Origin of the sequence: Janthinobacterium sp. SUN137, from assembly GCF_030587265.1 — a bacterium.
Lineage (GTDB): Bacteria > Pseudomonadota > Gammaproteobacteria > Burkholderiales > Burkholderiaceae_D > Janthinobacterium > Janthinobacterium kumbetense.
Genome location: NZ_JAPWHZ010000002.1, coordinates 735,445 through 747,647, shown reverse-complemented (window position 1 = coordinate 747,647; position 12,203 = coordinate 735,445). Strand labels below are relative to the sequence as shown.

Here is a 12,203-nt window from a genome sequence, read left to right as displayed (position 1 = left end):
GCGCCGATAAAGAGGCAAGAAAGCAATGACCATGACCGCGCGGCTGCATATCCAGCTGCCTGATGCGGGAAAAATGCGCTCTTCGCTTGATAAAGTTGCGAAACATGATAATCTTGTGAGTGAGATGTCCGCCGCATTTATCCGAGGAGTGAACATGACAGCACATCTGACTCACAGCACCCTGGCGCCCGACCGACAGGAATGGACAGATAGGGACTTGCGGGCAGTGGAACAATTCTCGCAGTTGGTGGGTGCGCAACTCGACATGCTGGCGCACGGTCCCGAGCGCGAGCGCCTGATCGACCTGGCCACACGCGCGCTCAATGCGGCGCGCGCCTCGCTGGTCGCCACGCCGCCATCGATCCTGCTGCAACTTCCTGCATCAAAACTCAAGGTTTCAGAAGTCATTGGCCAGGGATGGGTGGAACTGTCGCAAGCGTCGCTGTATCGCGCCGTGGAAAGCCAGCGGTTTTATTGCGTGACGCCCAAGGGACGCAGTATCGGCAAGGAGTTTCCGGCTTGGCAATTTGTGCAGCCCGTGCCGGAACTGATCGCGCCCGTGCTGGCCATCCTGGCCGGCCAGCCGAGCAGTGAAATCCATGCTTTCTGGATCAGCAGCGCAGACGAACTCAACGAACTTTCGCCAGCAGAGATGCTTGCAGGCAAATCGTTTGAAACGCGACCCGCTGTGCATCCCAGCCAGCAGGCGCTGCTGGATCTGCCGGCCAGCGAGAGATTACGCAAGGTCATGGCATCGGCAAAGTGGCAGCATAGGGGGATGGCTGACATCATAGGCTAGTCCCGCATGACGTCTGAACTGCAAGAAACACCAATTCCGCCAGACATGGCCGCACGCCTGCCGGCATTGGCATCGCTGCGCACTGAATTATTGAGCAATATCATCATCCTTCAGGCCGGCCAGGCCCTCGTGCGCGCGGCGTGGAACACGGCATCCATCTGGCCGGCGAAGGTTGAACGGACCTACCGCTTCGGTCCGCCCGCCGAGCTGGCCAATGCGCACGGCTTCCCCTATCACTGGGTGTATATCGCGGACGATGCCTACACGGCAGCCTGGGAAGCCCAGCTTTGCCGTAATGATGCTACGCGCCCGGGCACCTTTTACCTCAACCACAATGCGCAACAAGCGCTGATCGCGACGCTGTCATTCAGCGTGCCACTGCGACTGCTCGACCTGACGGGCCTGGCCGCCAGCCGGCTGGGCATCTATGACCAATTGCGCAGCCCCGATCACGGCTGGTGCCAATGGCTGGGCTGGCAGCTGGATCGGATCATTGCGCGGGAGGCAGGCGCGATTCACGGTTTCATGTATCCATCGCGCCGCCAGCCCGGCAAACTTGCGTATGCCATTTCATCGCGCCACATGAGCAAGCTGGGCAGCGACATGGCGTGCCAACACGTGCGATTCGGCGACACCGCGGCCTGTGCGCGCCTGCTGGCCGATCGCCTGCGCGTGGATCCGCCCTGACCTGCCTCCCCTACGCCGGCTCGCGCCACTTGTCCTTGATTTCAAGCATGGCCGGCAGCTGTTCGATGAACAGCGCCAGCAGTTGCGGGTCGAAGTGCGTGCCGCTGTCGCGCTGCATGGTGGCGATGGCTTCGTCGACCGTCCAGGCGCGCTTGTACGGGCGTTCGCTGGTGAGGGCGTCGAAGACGTCGGCGATGGCGACGATGCGGCCTTCGTGGGGGATTTCCTCGCCCTTCAAGCCTTGCGGATAGCCGCTGCCATCCCATTTTTCATGGTGCGTCAGGGCGATGGTGCGCGCCATTTTCAAGAGGCCGCCCGCGTGCTCGCCGATGATGGCCGCGCCGATTTCGGCGTGGCTGCGCATGACTTTCCATTCGTCCGCATCGAGCTTGCCCGGTTTTTGCAGGATGGCGTCGGGGATGCCGATCTTGCCCACGTCGTGCATGGGCGCCGCGTTGAGCAAGTCTTCCGCCCTGCCCGCGCTGTAGCCGGCCGCCAGCGCCAGCTGGCGCGCGTAATAGCTCATGCGGATGACGTGCATGCCCGTCTCGTTGTCCTTGTATTCGGCGGCCTGGCCCAGGGTCTGGATCACCTGCAGGCGCGAGCGGCGCAATTCCTCGGCGTCCACCAGCGACAGATGCGTGCGCACGCGGGCGCGCACGATGGGCGGGCTGACGGGTTTCGTGATGTAGTCGACGGCGCCCGCGTCGAAGCCGTCCGCCTCGTCCTTCACGTCGCACAGGGCCGTCACAAAAATGACGGGGATGGACGCGGTGGCCGGCATGGCCTTCAACTGGCGGCACACTTCATAGCCCGTCATGGCGGGCATCATGATGTCGAGCAGGATCAGTTCGACGGGGTTGTTCTGCGCCAGTTCCAGCGCCTTCTCGCCATCCTTCGCATACAGCAGCCGGTAATCGTCCTGCAAAATCTGGCGCAGCACCTGCAGATTCGTCGCTTCATCGTCGACCAGCAGCAGGATCGGTTTGTCTTCGTGTAAGGTCATCGTTAGCCCAATATCAGGAAAGGTCGGCAGGCGTTGGCGCTTCCAGCCACGCCAGCAGCTGGCGCAGCACGCCCGCGGCACGCGCAAATTCAAAGTCGTCGATGGCGCTGGCCAGCGCCTGCAGGCGCGGCTGCTGGCCGTGCGGCGCCAGCATGGCGGCGATCTGCGCCATCAAGGCGTCGTCCAGCTGCCCGCCTTCCAGGCTGGCGATGGCTTGCCGCAGCAAGGCACCAGCGGCGGCTGCATCGAGGGGCGCGCTGGCGGCCGGCGCCTGCATGGCCACGGCCGGCATGCCCGCCTCTTCCAGCTCGCCGGCCAGCGCCATGAAGACGGCCGCCAGCTGCACCAGCAATTCGGTCACCGGCAACTGGCGCGCAATCGCTTGTTCGATGCGCCCCAGCAGGCTTTCGACCTGCACCAGGCACAGGTTGCCCGCCGCACCCTTGATACGGTGCAGCAGGTGGCCGGCCACGCTGCTGCCGCCCCGTTCCAGTTCCGCCGCCAGCATGGCGGCGCAGTCGCCATTGGCCTGCACGAAGCGCGCGATGGCCCGCTGCAGGGCTTCGCGTCCGCCCCACAGGGCGATGCCGCGCTGCCAGTCCACCTGGCCGGCAGCGGCGCGCGCCGCCGCACCGGCCGCCGGCGGCGGCATGGCCACGGCGATATCGAGCAGGCGGGCGATTTCCGCCGTCAGCTTGTGCATTTCCAGCGGCTTCGAAGCGAAACCGTTCATGCCGGCCGTCTGCGCGGCGCGCCGGTCCTGTTCCAGCACGCTGGCCGTCAGGGCGATGATGGGCGTCGCCTTCAAGCCCTGCTCGCGCTCGTGCACGCGGATCAGGCGCGTCGCTTCCAGGCCATCCATGCGCGGCATCTGCACGTCCATCAGGACGATGTCGAAGCTGCCCTTGCCGAATTCGCGCACGGCGCTCTCGCCATCGCTGGCGGCGATCACCTGGTGGCCGGCCGCGCCCAGGCTGATCAGGAGCAGCTCCACGTTCTGCGGCACGTCGTCGGCCGCCAGGATGCGCAGCGGCGGCAAGGCCACCACGGGCTGCTCGCTGCGGCGCGCCACGGCCTTGCCCGGCGCCAGCGGCAGCAGCACGTGGAACACGCTGCCCACGCCCAGAGTGCTTTCCACCGTGATGGTGCCTTTCATCAGCTCGACGAGCTGCAGCGAAATCGTCGTGCCCAGGCCCGTGCCGCCAAAGCGGCGGCTCATCGAGGAATCGGCTTGCGTGAACGGCGCGAAGATCTTGTCCAGGCGGTCGGCGGGGATGCCGATGCCCGTGTCGTGCACGGCGATATGCACCTGCTCGCCCTGCATGCCGACGGCCACGCGCACATGGCCCACTTCCGTGAACTTGACGGCGTTGCCGATCAAATTCGTCAGCACCTGCTGCACCCGGCGCGCGTCGCCCAGGAAGAACTGGCCCATGCCCGGGTCGATGTCGACATGCAGCACCAGGTCGCGCGCATGGGCCGTGATGCGCAGCGACGCGGCCACGTGGTCGACCAGGTCCGGCAGCGAAAAGTCCACCAGTTCCAGCTCGGTGGCGCCTTTTTCCAGCTTGGCCGTGTCGAGGATGTCGTTGAGCAGTTCGAGCAGGGAACGGGCCGACTGGCGCACCGTGCCCAGGTGGCGGCGCTGCAGGCTGTCCAGGGCGGTCCCCAGCAGCACTTCCGTAAAGCCGATGATGGCGTTCATCGGCGTGCGGATTTCATGGCTCATGTTGGCCAGGAAGCTGGTCTTCGATTCGGCGGCCAGCTCGGCGCGGTCTTTGGCCGCGCGCAGGTTTTCCTGCATGGCGCGCCGTTCGCTCACGTCGGTGGCCAGCTTGACCACCTTGAACGGCTTGCCGTCCGTATTGAAGATCGGGTTGTACGAAGCCTGTATCCACACTTCCCGGCCATCCTTGCCGATGCGCTTGTACTCGCCCGTATTGAATTCACCCTGCGCCAGGTGCTGCCAGAAGGCGATGTAATCGGGCGAGGTCACATAGCCCGGCTCGCAGAAGATGCTGTGGTGCAAGCCCAGCACGTCGTCGGACCGGTAGCCGACCAGGTCGAGGAAGTTCTCGTTGGCCGCCAGGATGCGCCCCTGCAGGTCGAATTCCGCGACGGCCGTCGCGCGCGAGATGGCCGTCACCTTGCCTTCGTATTCCGCGTTGCGCAATTCGCTTTCCGTGATGTCGAGGATGACGCCGTCGATCCAGCGCACCACGCCGTCGTTGTCGAGCACGGGGCCGCTGCTTTCGCGCACCCAGCGCTCGCGCCCGTCGCGGTGGATCAGGCGGTAGACGTTCTCGAAGTCGCGCTTTTCGCCGGCCGCCTGCACGCAGGTGTCGTTGACGCGCTGGCGGTCGTCCGGGTGCACGAGGTCGAACAGCCTGACGCGGCCCTCGACGAAGTCCTGCGGCATCCAGCCCGTCAGGTTGAAGACGGCGTCGCTGATGAAGATCATCTTCCATTCGGGCGCGAAGCTGCAGTGGAAGGACACGCCGGGGATATTGCGGATCAGGGTGCGGTACTGGCGCTCGCTGTCCTTGAGCGCCTGCTCCATGCTGCGCGACGAGCGCATGTCCGTGACAAAGGCCACGAACAGGGGCTGGCCTGGCGTGTCGATCTTGCCGATCGCCACGCGCATGGGCAGCACGGCGCCATCCTTGTGGCAGCCATCGAGTTCGCGTCCGCTGTCGAGGATGCGCGAGGCGCCCGTTTGCAGGTAGTCGCGCAGATAGCCCTCGTATTCGGCCGCGTCGGACGGCTGCAGCAGCACGCTGGCGTCGCGCCCCACGATCTCCGCTTCGCGCCAGCCGAACAGGCTTTCCGCGGCGGGATTGAAGGAGCGCACCTTGCCCTGGCCATCGATGGTGATCAAGCCGTCGGCCGCCGTATCGACGATGGCGCGCAGGCGCGATTCGCTGGCGCTCGCATGGCGCAGCAGCTGGCGGTAGCGCAGCAAGCCGTTCGCGGCGGCGACAAACACCGTCAGGGTGACGGTGATCAGCGCCACGGCCAGGGCCACGAATGACGCTTGCACCGTGATCGTGTTGTCGCCTGCCGTGGGGGTGCCGGAAAAGCGCGCCGCCAGCATGCCTGTGTAATGCATGCCGGAAATGGCCAAGCCCATCACGGCACTGCTGACCAGCAAGGACGCCAGGGGACTCATGCGCAAACGCATGGCGCTCAGGCCGAAGCGTATCCACAGCGCCAGCATGGCCATGACGACGGCCACCACCAGCGACAAGGCAAACAGCCAGGGCTGGTAATGCAGGGTCAGCGACGTCTGCATGGCGGCCATGCCGCTGTAATGCATGGAACCGATGCCCACGCCGACGAGCACGCCGCCCACCACCAGCTGGCGCCAGTTGATGCTCGGGCGCGCCAGCATGTGCAGCGCCACCCACGATGCCGCCACGCCGGGCAGCATGGAGAGCAGGGTCAGGCTGGGGTCGAAGGAGACACGCGTGCAGATGTCGAAAGCCAGCATGCCGATGAAGTGCATCGACCAGATGCCGCCGTCGAGCGCGATGGCGCCCGTGATGATGGCCGTCTGGCGCTGGAAGCCGCGCTCGCTGCTGCGCGCCATGCCGGCGATCTGCAAGGCCATGAACGAGGCAAAGATGGCGATCCCGATGGAAAACAGCACCAGCCAGGCGTTGTGCGTGCCGTAGATGTACTGCATGGTATCGGTCGATACGGCAAAGATGGAACTAAACATACTGTCGTGGCATAAGGTGAGTGAAACGTGACGTCGCAAAACATGACGGCGCACCGCGCGCGCCGGCGCCACGCCTTTTGCTAAAGCGGCAACACAGCGGAAATGACAACGGTAGCAGTCGACCAGGGCAAGGCTCGGTCATCACGCCCGCGCCTGCCGCGCGGGGGAAAGGTGCTTTTTACAGAGTGAAAAAGCGGAATGCGTACGAACTCTGGCGCGGATGGCTGGCCGCCAGCGTGACGATGATTTTTTAAAGAGCCATGAGTATAGTTGCTTTGCGAACATATTCATAGGACTTCAGCAATACTATAGCAAGAAACACAATATTCTGAGGTCGCGATGCGACAGCACTCGTCCGTTCAGGTTGGCGGCCACAGCGCGCGTATGGCGGAAGAGGCCTGATAGGTCGCACCGGCGCACTCGGCCACAGGGATACCGGCCAGTGTACAGCGGCGGCCAAGCTCGTCCTTGATCTGCCGCAACGACCAGCGCTGCGGCACGGGCAGATCCATGCCCACCACGCGGATCAGCGGGCAATCGTCGAGGGTCGTGTGCAGCAGCAGCTCCACGCGCGCCATCGGCGGTCCGCCGCGGTAGACATCCACCGCACCCGCGTAGGTGACCACCTCCAGCGCGCGTATCTGCTGCGGCGTCAGTTGCAGCACCTTGTCATGGCCGGGCAAGCCCCGCGCCAGCCGGCGCAGCAACACGCCCGCATCATTGATCTCGACATGAAAAGACAGATCGGGGCCCGGCAGAAAAAGCACGCCGACGATCCAGGCGGTCAGCGCCGGCAGGCCCAGCAGCACCGCCTCGCCCGCATACGGCACGTCGCGCCAGACGGCTTGCACGATGAAGGCAAGGATCAGGACGCAGCCCCCCAGCAGCACGCTGCGCCACAGCACGGGGCGCATATTGGCCATCATCGCCGCATGGCAGCTGACATCGTCGGCCGGCGCAAAGCGTACCCATTCGGCGCGCGCCGGCTTGCAAGACCTGGCGGGACTGCCGCTCAAGCGTTCTGCGCCAGCATGCCGCGGAACCACGCCAGTTGCTCGCGCGTCAGGTAATTGGCGCCATCACCATGCAGCAGGACGATTTCGATCTCGGGGGGAATCGAGGCGAGCAGCTGCGCGCCTGTGACGGGAATCTTGGGAAAATTGATGCCGGCCAGGAAGGCGGGATCTTCCGCCACCGTCACGCAGCGGCGCTCGGGATTCGGCGACGGCACGAGGAACAGGTCGATCTGCTCGCTTTGCCCGCCGATGACGACGTGCAATTGCGCGGCCAGCAGCTCGGGCAGGATCAGCTCGATGTTATTCTCGGCGCGCGATTGCTGGAAAGCGCTTTTCAGGGGCGTGAGGAGAGGAATGGCGGTCATGGCAAAGTGGAAAGATAAAGACGGCGGCAGTGTAGCAGAGGCGCCCGGACGGGCGCGCTCCGCTGGAACAGCCGCTACATCTTGTAGTTCAGCGAGACAAGTACGCTGCGCGGCGCGCCGTAGCGCGCCAGCCCGCCGGACCAGGAATAGCCGAGCGCCTGGTAGTAGCGGCGGTCGAGCACGTTGTCGATGTTCGCGCGCAGCTGCAGTTGCTCGCTGATGCGATAGCCGGCCGTCAGCCCGACGATGGCGTAACCGCCCTGCTGCGTCAGGTAAGCCTTGTCGCGGCGGTCGATCTTGTCCTGCGCATACACGGAGGCGCCCAGGTTCCAGCGCGCCAGGCTGCCGCTCAGCTGCACGTTTGTGTACAGCTTGAACAATTGCTTCGGCTCGTCCGTGGCAATGCGCTGGCCGATATTCGCGGCCACGCTGTCCTTCGTGTACTTGGCCAGCACATGGGTATAGCCACCCGAAATCTGCCAGCCCGGCAATGGCGAGCCCGACAATTGCAAGTCGACGCCTTCGCTCTGCACCTGCCCGGCCGCGCGGGCGCAATAGATGGGGCCGCCCGTGGGGCAATTGACTTCATCGGTCATGGCGCGGTTGTTTTGCTTGATGCGGAACAAGGCGCCGCTGGCGTTGAGCCTGCCGCCAAAATATTCTCCCTTGACGCCCACTTCCAGGTTGGTGCCGCTCAACGGCGGCAAGCCATTGCCTTTGACATCGAGCACGCTTTGCGGCTGGAATATCTGCGTGCCGCTCGCATACACGGAGTGATGCGGGTCCAGGTCGTAGACGAGGCCCGCGTACGGGGTGAATTTCGCGTTTTCCGTCAGGTCGCGGCGCCACGTCGGATTGGCGGCATACCAGCCCGTGACATCCTGCGCATACCAGCCGAAGCGCCCGCCCAGCACCAGGCGCAGCGGATCGGCCAGGCTGAAGTTGCCGGCCGCATACAGCCCCTTCTCGTCCGTCTTGCGGCCCCAGTTGTAGGGCTCGAACGGCGCGCCGTTCATGCGGTAGGCGCGGGGATTCCAGTGGCGGATATCGAACACGCGCGTTTGCGCGCCTTCCCAGCTCTGACCCGCGTCCGAATCGTCGTGGCGGTAGCTGGCGCCGACGATGACGTCATGCTGGCGGCCGAACCAGGTGACAGGGCCGCTCAGGCGCCAGTCCGCCACCACTTGCTGCGTGTTGTACTTCCAGCCTGTTTCCGACTGTTTCAGCAAAAACGTTTCGCCAGCGACGCGGCCGTTGGTGGTATTGCGCGTGCTGGACGAGGCGTCGATATGCGTGATGGCGAAGCGGCTGCGCCAGCCCTTCTCCAGCTTCGTTTCCAGGTCGGCGAAGACGACGTTGTTGTCGCGCTTCTGGAAGGAATCGGCATTGTTCAGGAAAGTCGAGCGGGGCAAGTCCATGTGGCGGCCGTCGGGCAAGGTCGGCAAGCCGACGAACACGCCGTCGGTGCGGCTGTGCTGGCGCGAAAAGCCGATGCCGGCCGTGGTCGACGGCGTCAGGTCCGCCTCGACGATCGCATACACGGTGCTGTTCTTGTTGTTGACCACGTCGACGAAGCTGTCGCTGTCGCGCAGACTGGCCGCCACGCGCCCGCGCACGCTGCCCGATGCGTTCAGGGCATTGCTGGTGTCCACCGTCAATTGCCGGTCCTTCCAGCTGCCCAGGTGAATGGATGCGTCCAGCAAGGGCGTGGCCGTCGGGCGCTTGCGTATCATGTTGATGCTGCCCGACGGCGCGCCCGCCCCTTCCATCAGGCCGGTGGCGCCGCGCACCACTTCCACGCGGTCGTACATCAGCATGTCGGCGGAGACGTTGCGCTCATTGAAACCCGTGACGTCCAGCGGCAAGCCATCGACATTGATGTGGCTCAAGGCGAAGCCGCGCGCGAAATACGTGGTTTCCTGGTCGGACACGCCCTGCGTCTTGCCATACAGGCCGGGCGTGGCGCGCGCCACGTCCTGCAGGGTGGTCAGATCGAAATCTTCCATTTGCTGGCGCGAAATGACGCTGACCGTTTGCGGCGTGTGGCGCTGCGACAGGTTCAAGCCCGTCGCCGTCGACAGATTGCGCGAGGTATACAAGCCCGTACCTTCCGTGGCGCGGTCCGCCTCGGCGCTGACGACGACGGCGGGCATGCTGGCCAGGCCCCCATCGGCCGTATTGGTATTGATCTTGCGCAACAGATAATTGCCGTTGCCACCATCCGTCACTTCCAGGCCGCTGCCTTGCAGCAATTGTTGCAGGCCGGCGGCAACGCCATGGCGCCCCTGTAAGCCCGGCGTCGCCAGACCGTCCAGTGCCACGCCCTGGGTGGACAGGTTCACGCCGGCGGCGATGGCGAACGATGCCAAGGCGCTGCGCAGGCTGCCGGCGGGAATGCTGTAATCGCGCACGCTTGCGGACGGGCTGGCTTCAGCGGCCAGCGCTGTCTGCGGCAAGCCGGCGCCAGCCGCGCCCACGGCCAGCAGCAAGACCAGCGCGGCGCGCACGGCGCCCGTGGTGGGATGGAGCGCGAGTGGCGTCCACGGGGAAAAGAAGCGGTGCTGCACAGCCATGTAAAACCCTTTCGATGGTTCGGATTGTTCGTTCTCTACCTTGTATGACGAAGCAATCTCAAAAAAGGGACAGGCAAGCGGCAAATAATTTCTTCAGGCTGCCTCGACACTGATCCAGTAGCGCGTGCGGCGCGCCAGCCGGATCGGCAGGGAACGTTGCAGCAAGAGCAGGATGTTGTCCGGGTCGTTCAACTGGAAAATGCCGTCCACGGGCAAGGCCGCCAGCGCCGGATCGCAGCGCAGCACGCCATAGCGATAGCGCGCCACCTGTTCCAGCACCTCCCCTAGCGGCATGCGTTCGGCGATCAGCACGCCCCGCAGCCAGGCGTCCGCATGGGGTGACGACGGCGTCAAGGCGGACACGGCCACGTCGTCGAAACTGCCCTGCCGGCCCGCATTGATCGTGCGCAAGCCGTCGGGCGTCTGCGATGGCTCGATCTCGACGGCACCCTCGCTGACGCCCACCTCGGTGCGCGGCGCCAGCACGCTGCCAAGGTGGCGCACGCTGAAGTGCGTGCCCAGCGCGCGCACGGTGCCATTACTGCTGCGCACGAGGAACGGTCGCGCCGGCACGGCCGCATCATGCGCCGTGGCAACGTGGATTTCGCCCGCATGCAAGGCCACCAGCCGCGCCGCGTCGTCAAAACGCACGTCGATGGCCGTGTCCGTATTGAGCACCAGTTGCGTGCCGTCGGGTAATGCCATATGCCGGATTTCACCGCGCGCCGTGCGGATCGCGGCGCGCCACGCTTGCCAGGGCGCCGACTGGCTGGCCAGCCACAGCGCGGGTGCGGCCGCGATCAGCCCGGCCAGGCCGTAGAGGACGGCACGCCGCCGCGGCGATTGCGGCGCCGCGTCCGCCGCCTGGCGCAGCGCGGGCGGCACGCCGGCCAGGGTGCTGCACACCAGTTCGGCCCGCTGCCAAGCCGCTTCGTGCGCGGGATCGCTGGTGCGCCAGGACTGGAACGCCTGCTGCTCGCCTGCAGTCAAGGGGCCTGCGTGCAGGCGCACCAACCATTGCGCCGCCGCCCGCGCGGCGCGGGGATCGATGGCCGCCGTGCTGGCGGTGCTCACAGGATCAGCAAGATGCAGCGCTCGAACGCCTGCACCATGTAGCGCTTGATGCTGCGCTCGCTCACGGCCAGGCGCCGGGCGATTTCCCCGTAGCCGAGGCCATCGACATGCGCCAGCAGGAAGGCATTGCGCACCAGCGGCGGCAAGCCGTCGAGCATGGCATCGATGCGCTGCAGGGCTTCGCGCACGAGCAAGCGCTCCTCGGGCGACTGCATCAGCAGATCGGGCTGCTGCGCCAGGGTTTCCAGCCACGCCTGCTCCAGCGACAGACGCCGGTAATGGTCGATCAGCAGGCGCTGCGCCACGGTGGTCAGGTAGGCGCGCGGCTCGCGCATGGTCTGCCGGCCTTCCGGCGGCGCCGTCAGCAGGCGCACGAAGGTATCCTGCGCCAAGTCGGCCGCATGGTCGGCGCACTGCAGCTTGGCGCGCAGCCAGCGCATCAGCCAGCCGTGGTGATTGCTGTAAATGACTGCGATCGATTCGCCGGATTGCGCAATGTTCACTAGGGACTCCGATGCGCTCAAGGCAAGGCGCGGCCAGGACGATGGCCGGCCGCAAGGCAAGCGACTCAATTGATAATAATTCTCATTATCACAAATCATTGCCCGCGGCGTCAATGCCGGCGCCCGTCCCGTCCGGCAAACTGTTGTTTCAGCGCGGCGGCTGGCCGCTCAGGGCGTATCGGTAGCCGTGGCGGGCGATCATGCCAGATGGGGTTTCTGGGACTTGGCCGCCAGCACGAAGGGAATGGCAAACGGCCCCAGAAATACCACCAGGATGGCCCTGAGAGCAGTTGTTTTCAAGGAACGGCGTTTGGCAATGAAGAGACAAGCGAAGGCCGACAGGGACCAGATCAGGGCCGGCAGGTAGGTAGTCATCATGAACTCCGGAAGCGCCTTGGAAGGCAGGAAACCATGCTGACACGGAAATATGAGCATCGCAATGGCAAATCAGGTATCTGC

General features: G+C 65.2%; 10 protein-coding genes. 2 read left to right on the top strand and 8 right to left on the bottom strand.

Annotated features, from left to right (window positions below):
- Positions 1 to 25: 25 nt before the first annotated feature.
- Both O3298_RS11455 and O3298_RS11450 read left to right on the top strand, forming a co-directional pair.
- The gene (locus O3298_RS11455; RefSeq protein ID WP_305059402.1) at positions 26 to 799 is read left to right on the top strand and encodes a hypothetical protein; all 774 of its coding nucleotides are present in this window, start codon (positions 26 to 28) and stop codon (positions 797 to 799) included.
- Between the two features lie 6 nt (positions 800 to 805).
- Positions 806 to 1,486 carry an RES family NAD+ phosphorylase gene (locus O3298_RS11450; RefSeq protein ID WP_305059401.1) on the top strand — a complete coding sequence of 227 codons (681 nt, stop codon included), beginning with the start codon at positions 806 to 808 and terminating at the stop codon, positions 1,484 to 1,486.
- Positions 1,487 to 1,496: 10 nt separating this feature from the next.
- Here the strand turns inward: O3298_RS11450 and O3298_RS11445 are convergent, their stop codons facing one another.
- The 8 genes from O3298_RS11445 to O3298_RS11410 form a co-directional block, all read right to left on the bottom strand.
- Positions 1,497 to 2,492: an HD domain-containing phosphohydrolase gene (locus tag O3298_RS11445; protein WP_289897706.1), complete on the bottom strand. Its 996-nt coding sequence runs from the start codon at positions 2,490 to 2,492 to the stop codon at positions 1,497 to 1,499.
- 13 nt (positions 2,493 to 2,505) lie between these two features.
- Positions 2,506 to 6,213, bottom strand: coding sequence for a PAS domain S-box protein (locus O3298_RS11440; protein WP_305059400.1), 3,708 nt, complete (start codon positions 6,211 to 6,213; stop codon positions 2,506 to 2,508).
- Between the two features lie 359 nt (positions 6,214 to 6,572).
- Positions 6,573 to 7,229, bottom strand: coding sequence for a hypothetical protein (locus O3298_RS11435; RefSeq protein WP_305059399.1), 657 nt, complete (start codon positions 7,227 to 7,229; stop codon positions 6,573 to 6,575).
- Positions 7,226 to 7,594: a hypothetical protein gene (locus tag O3298_RS11430; protein WP_099667770.1), complete on the bottom strand. Its 369-nt coding sequence runs from the start codon at positions 7,592 to 7,594 to the stop codon at positions 7,226 to 7,228. Before O3298_RS11430 ends, O3298_RS11435 begins: the two co-directional genes overlap by 4 nt.
- A 74-nt stretch (positions 7,595 to 7,668) precedes the next feature.
- Positions 7,669 to 10,167: a TonB-dependent siderophore receptor gene (locus tag O3298_RS11425; protein WP_305059398.1), complete on the bottom strand. Its 2,499-nt coding sequence runs from the start codon at positions 10,165 to 10,167 to the stop codon at positions 7,669 to 7,671.
- Positions 10,168 to 10,260: 93 nt separating this feature from the next.
- On the bottom strand, positions 10,261 to 11,241 hold the full coding sequence (locus tag O3298_RS11420; RefSeq protein ID WP_305059397.1) for a FecR domain-containing protein: 981 nt from the start codon (positions 11,239 to 11,241) through the stop codon (positions 10,261 to 10,263).
- On the bottom strand, positions 11,238 to 11,744 hold the full coding sequence (locus tag O3298_RS11415; protein WP_305052159.1) for a sigma-70 family RNA polymerase sigma factor: 507 nt from the start codon (positions 11,742 to 11,744) through the stop codon (positions 11,238 to 11,240). Before O3298_RS11415 ends, O3298_RS11420 begins: the two co-directional genes overlap by 4 nt.
- A 198-nt stretch (positions 11,745 to 11,942) precedes the next feature.
- Positions 11,943 to 12,122, bottom strand: coding sequence for a hypothetical protein (locus tag O3298_RS11410; RefSeq protein WP_305059396.1), 180 nt, complete (start codon positions 12,120 to 12,122; stop codon positions 11,943 to 11,945).
- Positions 12,123 to 12,203 lie beyond the last annotated feature (81 nt).